This is a genomic window from Burkholderia sp. NFPP32 (genome assembly GCF_900119325.1).
Taxonomy (GTDB): Bacteria; Pseudomonadota; Gammaproteobacteria; order Burkholderiales; family Burkholderiaceae; genus Burkholderia; species Burkholderia pyrrocinia_C.
Window position 1 is genome coordinate 24,171 of record NZ_FPJP01000013.1, and the last position, 15,112, is coordinate 39,282.

General features: G+C 71.1%; 13 protein-coding genes and 1 riboswitch. Of the genes, 5 read left to right on the forward strand and 8 right to left on the reverse strand.

Translation table 11 applies throughout. The features are described from left to right. Positions 1–46 precede the first annotated feature (46 nt). The 5 genes from BT264_RS22860 to cobG form a co-directional block, all read right to left on the reverse strand. On the reverse strand, positions 47–1,402 hold the full coding sequence (locus BT264_RS22860) for a chitinase (RefSeq protein ID WP_072441014.1): 1,356 nt from the start codon (positions 1,400–1,402) through the stop codon (positions 47–49). Between the two features lie 515 nt (positions 1,403–1,917). Next, the gene (gene cobJ / locus BT264_RS22865; protein ID WP_072441016.1) at positions 1,918–3,627 is read right to left on the reverse strand and encodes a precorrin-3B C(17)-methyltransferase; all 1,710 of its coding nucleotides are present in this window, start codon (positions 3,625–3,627) and stop codon (positions 1,918–1,920) included. Next, positions 3,624–4,358 (reverse strand): precorrin-2 C(20)-methyltransferase, encoded by a 735-nt coding sequence (locus tag BT264_RS22870; protein WP_072441018.1) that lies wholly within the window; start codon positions 4,356–4,358, stop codon positions 3,624–3,626. The genes cobJ and BT264_RS22870 overlap by 4 nt, the downstream gene beginning before the upstream one ends. Continuing rightward, positions 4,355–4,981 (reverse strand): precorrin-8X methylmutase, encoded by a 627-nt coding sequence (locus tag BT264_RS22875; protein WP_072441020.1) that lies wholly within the window; start codon positions 4,979–4,981, stop codon positions 4,355–4,357. The genes BT264_RS22870 and BT264_RS22875 overlap by 4 nt, the downstream gene beginning before the upstream one ends. After that, positions 4,974–6,353, reverse strand: a complete 1,380-nt coding sequence (cobG, locus tag BT264_RS22880; protein ID WP_256260699.1) for a precorrin-3B synthase — start codon at positions 6,351–6,353, stop codon at positions 4,974–4,976. Before cobG ends, BT264_RS22875 begins: the two co-directional genes overlap by 8 nt. Positions 6,354–6,460: 107 nt before the next feature. Further along, a riboswitch (cobalamin riboswitch) is annotated at positions 6,461–6,652 on the reverse strand. Between the two features lie 202 nt (positions 6,653–6,854). Here cobG and BT264_RS22885 point away from each other — a divergent pair. Genes BT264_RS22885 through cobM form a run of 4 tightly spaced genes read left to right on the forward strand, consistent with a single transcriptional unit; the run spans position 6,855 to position 10,678 of the window. After that, positions 6,855–8,090 carry a bifunctional cobalt-precorrin-7 (C(5))-methyltransferase/cobalt-precorrin-6B (C(15))-methyltransferase gene (locus BT264_RS22885; protein WP_072441372.1) on the forward strand — a complete coding sequence of 412 codons (1,236 nt, stop codon included), beginning with the start codon at positions 6,855–6,857 and terminating at the stop codon, positions 8,088–8,090. Beyond that, complete coding sequence (locus tag BT264_RS22890; RefSeq protein ID WP_072441023.1) at positions 8,090–9,178, forward strand: cobalt-precorrin-5B (C(1))-methyltransferase; 1,089 nt, start codon at positions 8,090–8,092, stop codon at positions 9,176–9,178. The genes BT264_RS22885 and BT264_RS22890 overlap by 1 nt, the downstream gene beginning before the upstream one ends. Then, on the forward strand, positions 9,175–9,906 hold the full coding sequence (locus BT264_RS22895) for a cobalt-precorrin-6A reductase (protein WP_072441025.1): 732 nt from the start codon (positions 9,175–9,177) through the stop codon (positions 9,904–9,906). The genes BT264_RS22890 and BT264_RS22895 overlap by 4 nt, the downstream gene beginning before the upstream one ends. 43 nt (positions 9,907–9,949) lie before the next feature. After that, a complete protein-coding gene (gene cobM, locus BT264_RS22900; protein ID WP_072441027.1) occupies positions 9,950–10,678 on the forward strand; it encodes a precorrin-4 C(11)-methyltransferase in 729 nt (242 codons plus the stop codon). 286 nt (positions 10,679–10,964) lie between these two features. On the opposite strand, the gene BT264_RS22905 is transcribed toward cobM, so the two are convergent. Beyond that, positions 10,965–12,143 carry an MFS transporter gene (locus BT264_RS22905; protein WP_072441375.1) on the reverse strand — a complete coding sequence of 393 codons (1,179 nt, stop codon included), beginning with the start codon at positions 12,141–12,143 and terminating at the stop codon, positions 10,965–10,967. A 129-nt stretch (positions 12,144–12,272) separates the two neighbouring features. Here BT264_RS22905 and BT264_RS22910 point away from each other — a divergent pair, with 129 nt between their 5' ends. Continuing rightward, the gene (locus tag BT264_RS22910; RefSeq protein ID WP_072441029.1) at positions 12,273–12,797 is read left to right on the forward strand and encodes a MarR family winged helix-turn-helix transcriptional regulator; all 525 of its coding nucleotides are present in this window, start codon (positions 12,273–12,275) and stop codon (positions 12,795–12,797) included. Positions 12,798–12,918: 121 nt separating this feature from the next. Here BT264_RS22910 and BT264_RS22915 read toward each other — a convergent pair whose 3' ends face one another. Both BT264_RS22915 and BT264_RS22920 read right to left on the reverse strand, forming a co-directional pair. After that, the gene (locus tag BT264_RS22915) at positions 12,919–13,623 is read right to left on the reverse strand and encodes a glutathione S-transferase N-terminal domain-containing protein (protein ID WP_072441031.1); all 705 of its coding nucleotides are present in this window, start codon (positions 13,621–13,623) and stop codon (positions 12,919–12,921) included. Positions 13,624–13,821: 198 nt separating this feature from the next. Then, complete coding sequence (locus BT264_RS22920) at positions 13,822–14,946, reverse strand: porin (protein ID WP_072441033.1); 1,125 nt, start codon at positions 14,944–14,946, stop codon at positions 13,822–13,824. Positions 14,947–15,112 lie beyond the last annotated feature (166 nt).

Sequence of the window (15,112 nt, forward strand, 5' to 3'; positions counted from 1 at the left end):
CGCCGGAAACGGCCCGCCGCGCATCATGCGCCGGTGCGGTGCGTCATCACGACTTCACCCACACGCCGCCGGCACTCGGGTTGTCGCCCTGGGTCCACCATTTCGCGCAGTACTTCGCGCCCTGGTACATCACGCACGTGCCGCCCTGGTAGGCGGTCGTCGCCGACCACACGGGCGAGCCGCCGCCAACCGGCTTCCATACGGCCGCCTGGCCGGGCACGTCGCCCTGCGTCCACCATTGCGCCTGGTACGTCGTGCCCTGGTAGGTGACCGTCGCTCCGGCCGTATAGACCTGGCCGGCCGCCCAGGGCGCGCCCGGCTGCGGCGTGCCGCCATCCGAGCCGCCGCCGTAGTTCGGGTCCTGCGTGACGCCCGCGCCCCACTTGCCGTCGAGCTTGCGGAAGATCGCCGCGAACGCGTACGGCTGCTGCGCGACGCCTGAGCAGGTCGGCGACGCATACCCGCCGTTGTTCGGGCACGGCTGGTCGCGGCCGACCGACCAGTTGCCGAAGAACCCGTAGCCGTTGTCGACCGCCGCGTTCAGCACGCTTTGCGCGTTCGCAAGCGTGAAGATCTCGCCCTGCACGTCGTTCACGCCGATCATCGGCGTCACCCCCACCATCTGCCACAGTTGCGCGCCGGTCTTCGGCTGGCCGGCCGACTTGAACGCGGTGTCGAGCTGCGAATACAGCGCCTGTGCGGCGCTGATCGCGGCCGCGCCCATGTCGATGTTCGCGGGGCCGTAGTCCATCGTCATCAGGTTCACGGCATCGAACGTCGTCTTGTTCGCGATCGCCGCGTTGACGACGTTCACGCCGTCCTGTGTGAGCCCGGTCGGCATCGTCGGCAGCGTCAGCGTGACGTGCAGCGGCTTGCCCTTCGTCGCATAGTCGGACTGCAGTTGCGCGACGGCCTGGAAGTTGCGCGCGACCGCGGCGCTGTCCTGCTGCGACGCACCTTCGATGTCGAAGTCGATATGCGTGAGGCCGTATGTGTCGATCACCGTCTGGTAGGCAGTCTTCAGCGCGGGAACCGTCGAGCAGGCCTGCATCAGCGGCGTGCCGTTCGCGCCGCCGAACGACACGGCGACTTCGCCGCCTTTCGCGCGGTAGCTCGCGATCGACGTCGACAGCGCGGTGAGCAGGCCGCCGCTCGCGCCGTTGCCGATCGGCTGCACGCCGCCCCACGACGGCGCGCAGCCGCTGCCCGCGACCACGAACGCGAGCGTGAACTGCTGGATGCCTTGCCGGACGCCGATCTGGTCGACGAGCGGCGTCGGATAGAGCGTCACGTCGACAAACGGCGCATAGACGCCGGCGCCGTGGGACACGCTCGCGGCGGCGAGCAGACAGCCCGCGGCAAGCGCACGCGGGATGAAACGCTGCAACACGTTGTTGTTCATTGTGTTCTCCAAGTGGAAGAGGGATACGCTGGCCCGCGTATCGCCGCCGGGCGGACGATCGGGCATGCCCGAGCGGCGGCGTGCTCATCTTGGAGGATTCGCGCCGAATAGTGAATGGTCAGGAGTTCTTTTTGTTATTTGATTCCCGATACGTAACGATCTTGCCGATTCGACACCGTTCCGCAATGCATCGCGCGGGCGATTTTCCCGATCGCATGAAGCCCGATGCGCGGCGCTTACGTCGCTCACGTCGCATTACGCCGATGCAGGTTGCACCAGCGAGCACGCAAGCGCGACGGCGCTCGGCATCTACCTGTCCTGCTATTACTTCGGCGGCAGTTTCGGGGCGATCCTGCCGGTCCCGGCTGGCATCGGTGGGGATGGGCCGGCAGCGTCGCGTTCGTCGTCGTTGCGCGGGCCATCGTCGGCGTGCTCGCGTACCGCTTCTGGCGAACCGACAGCGCGGCCGGCACCGGGCATGCCGACGTGCGCGGCGGTTCACGCGCCGACCGCGTTCAGCGATACCAGCGCGGCGTATAGACCCACTCGCGTCCGCCGTCGATCGCGAAACGCCGTGTGGTCGACGAGCCGACGATCACCATCGTGCGCATGTCGACCTGGTCGCTGCGCAGCGCGCCGAGCGTCGTCGTCGCGAGCGTCGCGCCCGGCCGGCCGATGTCGCGCCCGAGCACGACCACCGTATCGGCCGCACGATGCGCGCGCACGACATCGAGCGCGCGGTCGAGCTGCCACGGCCGCGCAAGCGAAATCGGGTTGTAGAACGCCATCACGAGATCGGCTTGCGCCGCATGCCGCAGGCGCATCTCGATCACGTCCCACGGCTTCAGGTTGTCCGACAGCGAGATCGCGCAGAAGTCGTGGCCGAGCGGCGCGCCGGCCTGTGCGGCGGTCGCGAGCGACGCCGATACGCCGGGTTCCACGCGCAGGTCGACCGCGGCCCATTGCGGATCGCGAGACTCGTCGAGCGCTTCGAGCACGGCCGCGGCCATCGCGAACACGCCGGGGTCGCCCGACGACACGACCACGACGCGCCGGCCTTCGGCCGCGAGTTCGAACGCATGACGCGCACGCTGCATTTCCTCGCGATTGTCGGTGCCGTGCACGCGCTGGTCCGCACGGAACGGGCCGGCCATGTTCACGTAGGTCGTGTAGCCGAGGATGTCGGTCGCGTCCGCGAGCGCGGCGCGCGCGGCCGGCGTGAGCCACGCGGCGCCGCCAGGGCCGAGGCCGAGCACCGTCAGGCGGCCGCGCGCACGGCCGAGCGCGGCGGGATCGACCGGATGCGACGCGACCGCGCATGCGAGCCCGTTCGACGCTGCGCGCAGCGTGTGCGCGACGCGCAATGCGCGGCCGAGCAGCGTGGCCGCATCGGCTTGCGCGTGATGGTCGACATCGATGAAGCGCAGCGGCACGCCGAGCGTTTGCGCCGCTTCCTCCAGCACGGCTTCGCCGATCACCGACGCCGGCGCGACGATGGCCGCGAGCGCCAGCCGCGCGAGGTCTTGTGCGTCGAGCGCGGCTTCGATGCGCGCGGCGAGCGCTTCGTCCGCGTGCACGGTTTGCGCATCGACGCCGACCACCACGCTGCGCGGATGGATCACGAGTTCGTCGTGCGTGCCGCGCCATGCATCGGGCGTTACGCGGATCGCATGCGCGGCTGCGTCGTCGCGCGGCAGCGCGACGTCATCGAGCCACGGCGCCGCGCCGTCGATGCGCGTCGACGCGCCCGCGAGCAGGTCGGACACGAAACGCTTGCCCTGCGCGAGATCGGCGAGCGCATAGCCTTCGGGCGGATTGAGCACGCATGCGCCGAAGCGCAGTTCGCCGCTCGTCGTGATCGCCGGCGCGACGCCGAGCCAATCGGCGATTTCGCGCGCGATCGCGTTGACGCCCGTCAGCCCGCCGAGCAGCGGCACGACGGCCGAGCCGTCCTCCGCGACCGCGAGCACCGGCGGCTCGACGCCCTTGTCGGCCAATGCGGGCGCAAGGCAGCGAATCACGATGCCGGCCGCGCACAGCGCGACGATCGGCAAACCGCGCGCATAGAGTTCGCGCAGGTGCGCACCGAGTTCGTCGAACGGCTCGTCGGCATCGACGCGCGACGCGAGCCCGTGCACGCGGGCGCCCGGGTAGCGCGCCTGGATCCGCCGTGCGGTGTCGAGCGCACCCGCGCCGAGAATCACGATCGCGGGCGGAGTCGTCATCCTTGCCATTTTTCCCCCGGCACGACGAGCAGCGAGAAATACGGCGACGCCATCGGGTCGACTTCGTCGAGCGGCACGATGCGCTGGCTCGCCATCGTCGCGCGCTCGACGTACAGCGCGCGCTTCGCGAGCCCGAGTTCGTCGAGCACGCGCCGCACCTTGTCGAAATTGCGGCCGAGCTTCATCACGACGGCCGCGTCGGCTTGCGCGAGCCGCGCGCGCAGTTCGTGCTCGGGCAGCACGCCCGACAGCACCGACAGGCTCTGGTTGCGATAGACGAGCGGCTGGCCGAGCACGGCCGTGCCGCCGAGCATCGCGCACACGCCCGGCACGACCTCGGTGTCGTAGCGCGGTGCGAGGCGGTCGTGCAGGTACATGTACGAGCCGTAGAAGAACGGGTCGCCTTCGCAGATCACCGCGACGTCGCGGCCCGCGTCGAGGTGCGCCGCGACGATTTCCGCGGCCGTATCGTAGAAGTCGGCGATCACCGTCTCGTAGCAGAGCGGCGGCGGCAATGCCTCGGTCGTCACCGGATAGACGAGCGGCAGCTGCGTCTGCGTGTCGAGCAGGTGCGCTTCGACGATGCCGTAAGCATTGCCTTTCTTGCCCTTCGCGACGAAATACGCGACCACGGGCGCGGCCTGCAGCACGCGCAGCGCCTTGATCGTCATCAGTTCGGGGTCGCCGGGGCCGACGCCGACCCCGAACAGGCGTCCGCGTGCGGTCGTCATTCGACCTCCGTCGCGAGCGCGTTGACCGCGGCGGCCGCCATCGCGCTGCCGCCGCGCCGGCCGAGCAGCGCGACGTACGGCACGCCGCGGCTGTCGGCGTCGAGCATCGCCTTCGATTCGGCCGCGCCGATGAAGCCGACCGGGAATCCGAGGATCAGCGCGGGGCGCGGCGCGCCGGCGTCGATCATGTCGAGCAGGTGGAACAGCGCGGTCGGCGCATTGCCGATCACGACGACGCTGCCCGCGAGATGCGGGCGCCACAGTTCGAGCGCGGCGGCCGAGCGCGTGTTGCCGAGATGGCGCGCGAGGTCGGGCACCTCCGGCTCGCCGAGCGTGCAGATCACGGGATTGCCGGCCGGCAGCCGCGCGCGCGTGATGCCTTCGGCAACCATCTTCGCGTCGCACAGGATCGGCGCGCCGGCCGCGAGCGCCGTGCGGCCCGCGGTGCCGGCGCCGGCCGAGAAGCGCAGGTCGTAGACGACATCGACCATCCCGCACGCGTGAATCACGCGCACCGCGAGTTTCTCGAGGTCGGGCGGAACGCGCGACAGGTCGGCCTCGGCGCGGATCGTCGCGAACGACTGGCGGTAGATTTCCTGCCCGTCGCGAATGTAGTCAAGCATCGGTGGTGGTGTCCTGGCTATGCCGTGCGCCCGTCAGTCGGGACGCGGCCTGGTCAATCGTCAGATGGCGCGCGAGCGGGGCGCCGAGGCCCGCGGCGGCGTCGCGCCGGTAAAGGTCGTAGTGCGCGGGCGCCACCGCGACCAGCGTGTGCGCAGCGGGATGCGGCAACGCGCAGTGGCGCCCGCAGCCGGTCAGGTGCACGTCGACCGGATGGCCGATGCGCGCGGCGAGCGCGAGCGCGTCGCGTTTCGTGTCGGCGTGCGCTTTTGCGCAGCCCGCGCTGCCGGTGCACGCGACGAGCATTGCAAGCGGGTCGGACGATGCGCAGACGAGGCCGAGCGACGCGAGCGCGGCGAGCGTGGCCGGTGCGCGTTCGTGCGACACGCCGTGGATGAACACGCCTTGCCACGGCGTCATCGACAGCGTGCCGTCGCCGTCGGCTTCGGCCAATGCGGCGAGCCGTTCCAGTTGCGTTGCATCGAGCCGCCCGAGCACGAATTGCGCGCCGACGCTGCAGCGCGCCGCGTCGAGCGACGGACGCGCGCCGAAACGCAGTGCGGAATCGGAACGGCTGCGCCGCCAGCCGGCGAGCGCGGGATCGGCCGCGAGCGGGAAGGGCAGGTAGTGCCGTGCGCGATCGAGCAACGCGCGTTCGCCGCGCGTCGCGAGCAGTGCACGCATCCGCGTGACGTCGGCCGGCGCGAGATCAAGGAACGCGAGCAGCAGGGCGCGGACGAGCGCGACGCTCCGGTCGAGCGACACATCGACCGAAGCCGGCATGTCATCGAGTGCGACCGGCGGGCAGCCGGCCAGCCCGGCCGCGATGCGCACCGCGCCGTCGCCGCGGCGCCACGCGGCGAGCCAGATGTCGTGCGGATGATCGAGCGCCGCGACCGATTCGCCGCCGTCGAGCAGGATCGAGAATTTCGGCGACAGCTCGCCGCGGCGCGGCTCGCTTGCCAGCATGTCGAGCAGTGGAACGGCGAGCGCGCGGCTGTCGACGAGCGCGGCGGGGTCATGCCCGGCGAGCGGGCTGAGCATCACGTTGCGGACGTCGTCGCTCGCGGCGAGCGCAGCCGCATCGGCGGTTGCGTCTACGGTCGATTTTGCGGTGGCAGCGGCGCGCGGGCCGAGCCCCGCGTCGAGCAATGCGCGCGTCAGCGCATCGGCCGCGCCGTCGCGAATGCCGCGTAGCTGGAGATTCGCACGATTGGTCGCGTCGATCGCGCCGGAGCCGTATGCGCGCGCGGCGGCGGCGATCGCGCGCGCCTGGCGCGCGTCGAGCCGGCCGCCCGGCAGCTTGATCCGGCACAGCCCGCCATCGGCGGCCGCGACGACGCGCACGAGCCCCGGGCAGGCCGACGGGCGCACGACGGGCGACGCAGGAATCGAATCGGGGGCGGAACTCAACGGGGTATCGGGACAGTGTCGCGCCGCGGGCCAACGCATCGGTACACCCCGCCCGACGCCGACTGGCACGCACGCACTTTCTGGCCGGCAGGTCTCCTGGCTGACAGGTCGGCGCCGGCTCCCGGCCTTCCCGGTCGAACCAGTGGCGTGAGGGGGAGATCGGCTCGCTGTCTACAGTTGCGGGGGCAGCCACAGCGGCGCGCGGCGCGCCCTGTGTTCCCTCTTCGGCCCCGAAGGGCACCGGCGAACGAACGGCCGTAGGATACCCGATTTCGACCGCGACTCGCGACCGGAAAGCCGTTCTCGGCGGACGAAGCGGGGGTTGGCCCGGCGCCGGCGGGCCGGCAGGTGAAACGCGGGATGGAACACGGTACCATGCCGTCTTTCGCAATGCGGACGGCTGCGCCGGCCTTTTTTCGGCCGCGCGGCGACACGATGGAATCGAACGATGGGGAAGGGTGCATGACGGCGTGGCTGACGGTAGTGGGCATCGGCGACGACGGTTACGCGGGGCTCGGACGCAGAGCGCGGCGCGCGCTGCTCGACGCGACGCTCGTCGTCGGCGCGCAGCGGCATCTCGACATGCTGCCCGCACGGCTGCCGGCCGCGCGCGAAACGTGGCCGTCGCCGTTCGACGTCGCGGGCGTGCTGGCGCGTCGCCCGTCGCCCGTCTGCGTGCTCGCGAGCGGCGACCCGATGCTGTTCGGTGTCGGCGCCACGCTCGCGCGCGAGCTTTCCCCCGACGAATGGCGCGTGCTGCCCGCGCCGTCGTCGCTGTCGCTCGCGGCCGCGCGCCTCGGCTGGGTGCTGCAGGATATCGGCGCGGTGTCGCTCGTCGGGCGTCCGCTCGCGACGCTCGCGCGCCACCTGCTGCCGGGTCGGCGCCTGTTCGTGCTGAGCGCCGACGGCCGCACGCCGGCCGCCGTCGCGGCCGAACTCGCCGCACGCGGCTTCGGGCCGACGCGCATCAGCGTGTTCGAACATCTGGGCGGCCCGCTCGAGCGGCGTGTCGACGGCCTCGCGCAGGACTGGAGCGTCGACGAAACGGCCGCGCTCAATCTCGTCGCGCTCGACTGCCAGGCCGGCCCCGACGCGCCGCGCCGCGCGCTCACGCCCGGCCTGCCCGACGATGCGTACCGCCACGACGGCCAGCTCACCAAGCGCGACCTGCGCGCGATGACGCTCGGGCGCCTCGCGCCCGCGCCCGGCGAGCTGCTGTGGGACGTCGGCGCCGGCAGCGGCTCGATCGGCATCGAATGGATGCGTGCGCATCCGTCATGCCAGGCGATTGCGATCGAAGCGCATGCGGAGCGGCAGCGCTACATCGAGCACAACCGCGACGCGCTCGGCGTGCCGGGCCTGCAACTCGTCGCGGGGCGCGCGCCCGATGCGCTCGCCGGGCTCGCCGCGCCGGATGCGATCTTCATCGGCGGTGGTGCGACGGCGCCCGGCGTGCTCGACGCGTGCTGGTCGTCGCTGAAACCCGGCGGCCGGCTGGTCGCGAACGCGGTCACGCTGCAGGGCGAGATGGCGCTCGCCGCGTGGCGCGATGTGCACGGCGGCACGCTCACGCGGGTGTCGCTCGCGCATGCCGAACCGCTCGGCCGCTTCGATACCTGGCGGCAGCCGTTGCCGGTCACGCTGTACGACGTGCGCAAGCCCGACGCGGCCGGGCCGTCGAACCCGATGGACGCGTGATGCGCGACGAAACCCCCGAACAGCACGCGCCGCTGCGCTTCGGCTATACGACCGGCAGCTGCGCGACCGCGACGTCGCTCGCGGCCGCGCGCCTGCTGCTCGCGGGCCACGCGGACGATGCGGTCGAGATCGTGCTGCCGAAGGGGCAGCGCGTGATGATGCGGCTCGAGTTCTGCCGGATCACGGCCGACGGCGCCGAAGCCGGCACGATCAAGGATGCCGGCGACGATCCGGACGTCACGCACGGCGCGCTGATCTTCGCGCGCGTCGCGCTCGCGGCGGCGCCCGGCGTGCGTTTTCACGCGGGGCCGGGCGTCGGCACGGTCACGCGTGCGGGGCTGACGCTGCCGGTCGGCGAACCGGCGATCAACCCGGTGCCGCGCCGGATGATGACGACGCACCTCGACGCGCTGGCGGCCGAGCACGGCTACACGGGCGGCTTCGACGTGACGATCGGCGTCGAAGGCGGCGAAGCGCTCGCGCTGAAGACGATGAACCCGCGCCTCGGCATCGTCGGCGGGCTGTCGATCCTCGGCACGACCGGCATCGTGCGGCCGTTCTCGTGCTCGGCCTATATCGCGTCGATCCACCAGGGCATCGACGTCGCGCGCGCGAACGGCATCCAGCATATCGCCGCGTGCACGGGCAACACGAGCGAGGACGCGATGCGCGCGCACTACCACCTGCCCGACATGGCGCTGGTCGAGATGGGCGATTTCGCGGGCGCGGTGCTCAAGCATCTGCGGCGCGCGCCGGTCGCGCGGCTGTCGATGTGCGGCGGCTTCGGCAAGCTCAGCAAGCTCGCGGCCGGTCACCTCGACCTGCACAGCCGCCATTCGAGCATCGACCTGCCGCTGCTCGCGCAGTGGGCGGCCGAGGCCGGTGCGAGCGATGCGCTGCAGGCCGCGATGCGCGCCGCGAACACGAGCCAGGAGGCGCTGAAGCTCGCGCTGGCCGCGGGCGTGCCGCTCGGCGATCTCGTCTGCGCGCAGGCGCTGCGCGTCGCGCGCGATATCGTGCCGCCTTCGGTGGCCGTCGAGATGTTCGCGATCGACCGGCAAGGCCGCTTCGTCGGGCAGGCGCGATGAGCGCGCGCATCCTGCTGCTCGGCGGCACCGGCGACGCGCTGAAAATCGCGCGCGCGCTCGGCCCGCATCACGTGTATAGCCTGGCCGGCCTCGGCAAGGTGCCCGACGACCTGCGCTGCGACGTGCGCGTCGGCGGTTTCGGCGGCGCTGCCGGATTGACTGCGTATCTGCGCGGCGCCGGCATCGGCCTCGTGATCGACGCGACGCATCCGTATGCCGCACGAATCAGCGCGAACGCGGCTGCCGCGACGCGCGACGCGGGCGTGCCGCTGTGGGCGCTGCGCCGCGCGCCATGGGTGCCGCAACCCGGCGACGACTGGCGAATGGTCGACGACTGGGCCGGCATCGAGGCCGCGCTCGCGCCGTTCAAGCGGCCGCTGTTCACGCTCGGCCGCGAGCCGCTCGCGCATCTCGACGCGATCCCGCCGCACCAGTTCTGGCTCGTGCGCTGCCTCGATCCGCATCCCGGCAACGCGCGCGCGCAGATCGTCGCCGCGCGCGGGCCGTTCACGCTCGACGGCGAGCGCGCGCTGTTCGCGCTGATGGGGATCGACGTCGTCGTCAGCAAGAACAGCGGCGGTGCGGCCACCGAGGCCAAGCTCGACGTCGCGCGCGAACGCAGGCTGCCGGTCGTGATGCTGAGGCGGCCGCCGCTGCCCGACGCCGACCGCGCGTTCGACTCGGCCGCCGCGCTGCTCGACGCACTCGATCCGGCCGCACGCGCGTGACGTCGCGCGGCCGATCGTCCAACGAATTGACGGAGATTTTTCGATGACGGTGTATTTCATCGGCGCGGGCCCCGGCGACCCGGAGCTGATCACGGTGAAGGGCCAACGCCTCGTGCGCACCTGCCCGGTGATCCTGTATGCGGGCTCGCTGGTGCCGGCGGCCGTGCTCGACGGCCATCGCGCGGAGCAGGTCGTCAATACGGCCGAGCTCGACCTCGACGCGATCGTCGCGCTGCTCGCCGCCGCGCATGCGAAAGGGCAGGACGTCGCGCGCGTGCATTCGGGCGATCCTTCGCTGTACGGTGCGATCGGCGAGCAGATCCGCCGGCTGAAGACGCTCGGGATTCCGTACGAAATCGTGCCGGGCGTGACGGCCACGGCCGCATGCGCGGCGACGCTCGGCATCGAACTGACGTTGCCCGGCGTGGCGCAGACGGTGATCCTCACGCGCTTCGCGGGCAAGACGACGATGCCGGAAGGCGAAGCGCTCGGCTCGCTCGCCGCGCACCGCGCGACGCTCGCGATCCATCTCGGCGTGCGCCATCTCGCGCGCATCGTCGACGAAGTGCTGCCGCATTACGGCGCCGATTGCCCGATCGCGGTGATCTATCGCGCGAGCTGGCCCGACGAAGAGCGCGTGACCGGCACGCTCGCCGACATCGTCGGCAAGGTGCAGGGCACGCGGATCGAGCGTACCGCGCTGATCCTGATCGGGCGCGTGCTCGACGCCGAAGGGTTCGCGGATTCGACGTTGTACGCGAGCGCGGGCTGATCGCACATTGCGCCGGACGGCGTTCGGCACGACGTTCGCGCAGGTGCGCGTCGCACGCGGATCGGCGATCGCGGACATCACGCGCACGATGACGGTCGAACCGTGTTCGCAACCCATGCCTCATGCCGACCTGAGAACAACCGATCGGCGCACTGGCCGACGACGTGCAGCCCGCGATCCGGGTGTGCCGGCTGTGCGACGAAGACGCGTGCGATTTGCGGCGATGCGTGCCTATCGACGGTTGCCGTCGGAGCGGGAAACGAGCGGCTGACGTGCGGCCGACCGCCTAAGCACTCGCAACACGCCGCGCGAGCCGCGGCGCAAAACCCGCCGCCAGCGCGAACAGTACGACGCACAGGCACGCCATCGCCACCCACGCGGGCGTCAGGTCCGCGAGATGCTGGCGCACGACGCCGGCCGCGAACGGAAACAACCCGGCGATGAGGTAGCCGACACCCTGCACGAACCCCGTCAGCGCTGCGGCGTCGGCGGGCGTCGCCGCATGGTCGACCGTGACGATCAGCGACAGCGGAAACAGCGCACCGATTCCCGCGCCGAGCAGCAGCGCGGCCGGCAAGGCGAGCGCTTCGGGCGCGGCCAGCACCGCCAGCAACCCGACGAACAGCGACGCGATCGCCGCATGCAGCGCGGGCCGGCGATCGGGCAGGCGGTCGATCGCCGCCGAGATCGTCAGCCCCGCGACGACTTCCGCGAGCGTCACGCCGCCGAGCAGGCTGCCGGCCGCCGTCGGCGACCAGCCGAGCCGCATGTAGTACGGCGGCAGCCACGCGAGCACCAGCGTGTACGCGCCCGTCGCGATCCCGAAGAACAGCGCGAGCCGCCATGCGCGCGGCGAACGCGACGGCTGCTCAGCCGACGCCGAAGCCGGCCCGGCGGCGAGCGCATCGCCGCCGCGACCGGCCAGCGGCCATGCGAGCGCTGCCACCGCGGCCGGCAGCGCCCAGCCCGCGAGCGCGGCGAGCCAGCCCCAGCGCGCCGCGGCAAACGGCGCGACGACGCTCGCGAGCACCGCGCCGCCCATGATCGACGTCGAATAGACGCCCATCGCGCCGCCGACGCGCGTCGCGAAATGCGCCTTTACGAAACCGGGCAGCAGCGCCTGCACCATCGCGATCCCGACGCCCGCGCAACAGGCGCTCGCGAGCAGCAGCCACGCGTGCTGCGCACCGATGCGCGATACGCAGGCCAGCCCGATCAGCGCGACGCCGAGCCATACGCCGCCCGCGATGCCCGTCACGCGCTGCAGGCGCCGCGCACTCAGCGCACCGAGCCCCATCAGCAGAATCGGGATCGTCGTCAGCAGGCTGGCCGCGCCGTCGCCGATGCCGGTCTCGCGCTGGATCATGTCGAGCAGCGGGCCGACGGCGGCGAGCGCCGGCCGCAGGTTCAGCCCGACGAGCACGATGGCGGCGAGCCGCCATCCGGGGGAAGTGAAGCGATTCATCGACAGGCCCTCGGTATCGGTGCACGGCATCCGTCCGGGTGCCGTGCGTTTTCATGTAAAGTATCTCGATATCAAGATAAACGCCGATTTATCTCGACGTCAAGATAACTGGTGAGCCGAGGAGGGTTAATGGATCGAGCCGCGCATGCGCTCGCGCAATGGCGCGCGGAGCGTCCGGATCTCGACGCTTCGTCGATGGTCGTGATGGGCCGATTGCAGGAAGCCGCGCTGGTGATCGCGCGCGACCGTCTCAATCCGCTGTTTGCGCGCTACGGGATGCAGCCGGGCGAATTCGACGTGCTCGCCACGCTGCGGCGCGGTGGCGCGCCGTTCGCGCTGACACCGACGGCGCTGTACGACGCGCTGATGATGTCGTCGGGCGGGATGACCGCGCGCATCGACCGGCTGCAGAAGGCCGGCTGGGTCGAGCGCCGGCCGAACCCCGCCGACGGGCGCGGCACGCTCGTCGCGCTGACGGAAACCGGCCGCGCGCTGATCGACGAAGCGGTCGTCGCGCATATCGACAATCAGCGTGCGCTGCTGGCCGCGTTGTCGGACGCGGAACAGGCGCAGTTGTCGCAATTGCTGGGAAAGTTGCTGGCGGGGCTGGCCGACGGGGCGCCGGAACGACCGGAAGGGTCGGGCGGGAAGTAGCATCGGCAAACAGCGAACGGCGGCCGCGAACGCGCCGAACGGAAGGAAGCGACACCCGCCGCGCAATGCGGCGGGCTGCGCGGATTATCGCGGGCCGCACACGGCGCGCCCGCGTCGCCGGTCAGCTGCGTGCCGGGATATTGAGCCCGCGCGCGACGGCCGGACGCGCGACGAACGCGTCGAGTGCCCGCGCGACGTGCCGGAATTCGCTGAAGCCGACCAGATCGCCCGCTTCGTAGAAGCCGACGAGGTTGCGCACCCACGGGAAGATCGCGATGTCGGCGATCGTGTACGTGTCGCCCATCATCCACTTGCGGTTCGCGAGATGCGCGTCGAGTACGGCGAGCAGGCGCTTCGACTCGTCGACGTAGCGGTCGCGCGGGCGCTTGTCCTCGTAGTCGCGGCCGGCGAACTTGTGGAAGAAGCCGACCTGGCCGAACATCGGGCCGATGCCGCCCATCTGGAACATCACCCACTGGATCGTCTCGTAGCGGCCGGCGAGATCCTTCGGGATCAGCTGGCCGGTCTTGTCCGCGAGATAGATCAGGATCGCGCCCGATTCGAACAGCGGCAGCGGCTTGCCGTCGGGGCCGTTCGGATCGATGATCGCCGGAATCTTGTTGTTCGGGTTCAGCGACAGGAACGCGGGCGACAACTGGTCGTTCGTGTCGAAGCGCACGAGGTGCGGCTCGTACGGCAGGCCGGTTTCCTCGAGCATGATCGACACCTTGACGCCGTTCGGTGTCGGCAGCGAGTAGAGCTGGAGACGGTCGGGATGCTGGGCCGGCCACTTTTGCGTGATCGGGAAGGCGGACAGGTCGGGCATGGAAGTTCGCTCGTCGACGAGGTGGGTGATCCGCGCTCCGCCGTGCCGCCGCGCTCGCGCACGGTCCGCGGTGCGGCGACGGCGCCGGAGCGCGCCGAAAAACGCCCACTGTAGCCGATCCCCGGAATCGATGCAGGCCGCGGCCGCGAATCGCACCCGAGCGCCGCCTGGTTCGTTCCGCGTCAGGTCATCGCATCGTCAGAAGTTGTGCCGCAGCCCGACCATCGCGGCCGTGGTGCCGACACCCGGCGCGACCGGCTGCCCGTACACGAGCATCTGGCCCATCGTGCCGCGGTTGTTCACGCGGCCGACCTGCGCATACACCATCGACCGCTTCGACAGGCTGTAGTCGGCCGCGAGCACGACCGCCGTCGAGCGGTTCTCGGAACGGTTGCGGTCCTTCAGGTAGTACACGGCGGAGGTGACCTGCAGCGCGGGCGTGAAGCGGTAGCCGACGCCTGCCGACAGCATGTCGAGGTTCACGCGGTCCGCGTGCGCGGGATTCCTGCCGTTGCCGTACGACGCCGACACCGAGAAATCGCGGATCGTGTATTTCGCGCCGACGTAGACGAAGCGGTTGTTGTCGACGCCGGTCGGTGCGGCGCCCGGCGCGGGGTTCGTGTCGTGGCCGTTGTAGTAGAGCGCGGACGCGTTCAGCCCGTAATTCGAGTACTTGAGCACGACCGATTCGCGCGTGCCTCCCTGGAACTGCCCGGCGACGCCGCCCGGCGCGTATTCGAGCGCGATCGACGCGCCCGCGAACGTCGGCGACTGGTAGACGAGCGCATTGCTGTCGTACAGCGCGCCGATCGCGCCGTTGGTGCTGGTCCCCGGCCAGCCGGCCGCGGTGTTCAGGCCGAGCCACGCGGTCAGCACGCTGCCGAAGAACTGCGCGTTGCGCACGTCGGTGTCGGCCATCGCGTAGATCATCGGCACGATCTGGCGGCCGGCCGTGAACGCGCCGAACGGCCCCGACACGCCGAGCGACGCGACCTGGTTGAAGATCGCGACGGCGCCCGGCGTGTCGCTCAGTTGCAGCTTGCCGGTGCCGCTGTCGAACGAACCCTGCAGCTTGAAGTTGATCTTGTAGCCGCCGCCGATGTCCTCGCTTCCCTTGATGCCCCAGAAGCTCGAATAGATGCCGCCGCCCTTCATGCGGAACACCTTGCCGGTATTCGGCGCGGTCGGGCTGAACGACGCGGCCGACGTGCTCTGGTAAAGCAGGCCCGTGTCGACCACGCCGTAGAGCGTGACGGAGGATTGCGCGTGAGCGAGCGCCGAACAGCCGGCAAGCGCCGCGAGCGCGGCCAGTTTCGTCTTCATGAAGTCTCCAGGGTCGTATTGGACCGGCCGGGATCGAGCCCGGCCGGGTGAAGCGGGGAAGCATCGGGGCAGGCGGGAAGGCGACACATGCGACGCCGGCGCGAGCCGTGCGGAAAGACTACGCAACGGCGGGCGGCCGCTCCCCCCCATGCGCGGGGGGCAGGGT

Coding starts and splice junctions, on each gene's coding strand:
- BT264_RS22870 (WP_072441018.1), bottom strand. CDS start 4,358: ATGACGACCGCACGCGGACGCCTGTTCGGGGTCGGCGTCGGCCCCGGC.
- BT264_RS22905 (WP_072441375.1), bottom strand. CDS start 12,143: ATGAATCGCTTCACTTCCCCCGGATGGCGGCTCGCCGCCATCGTGCTC.
- BT264_RS22895 (WP_072441025.1), top strand. CDS start 9,175: ATGAGCGCGCGCATCCTGCTGCTCGGCGGCACCGGCGACGCGCTGAAA.
- BT264_RS22915 (WP_072441031.1), bottom strand. CDS start 13,623: ATGCCCGACCTGTCCGCCTTCCCGATCACGCAAAAGTGGCCGGCCCAG.
- BT264_RS22860 (WP_072441014.1), bottom strand. CDS start 1,402: ATGAACAACAACGTGTTGCAGCGTTTCATCCCGCGTGCGCTTGCCGCG.
- cobJ (WP_072441016.1), bottom strand. CDS start 3,627: ATGACGACTCCGCCCGCGATCGTGATTCTCGGCGCGGGTGCGCTCGAC.
- cobM (WP_072441027.1), top strand. CDS start 9,950: ATGACGGTGTATTTCATCGGCGCGGGCCCCGGCGACCCGGAGCTGATC.
- BT264_RS22920 (WP_072441033.1), bottom strand. CDS start 14,946: ATGAAGACGAAACTGGCCGCGCTCGCGGCGCTTGCCGGCTGTTCGGCG.
- BT264_RS22890 (WP_072441023.1), top strand. CDS start 8,090: ATGCGCGACGAAACCCCCGAACAGCACGCGCCGCTGCGCTTCGGCTAT.
- BT264_RS22875 (WP_072441020.1), bottom strand. CDS start 4,981: ATGCTTGACTACATTCGCGACGGGCAGGAAATCTACCGCCAGTCGTTC.
- BT264_RS22885 (WP_072441372.1), top strand. CDS start 6,855: ATGACGGCGTGGCTGACGGTAGTGGGCATCGGCGACGACGGTTACGCG.
- BT264_RS22910 (WP_072441029.1), top strand. CDS start 12,273: ATGGATCGAGCCGCGCATGCGCTCGCGCAATGGCGCGCGGAGCGTCCG.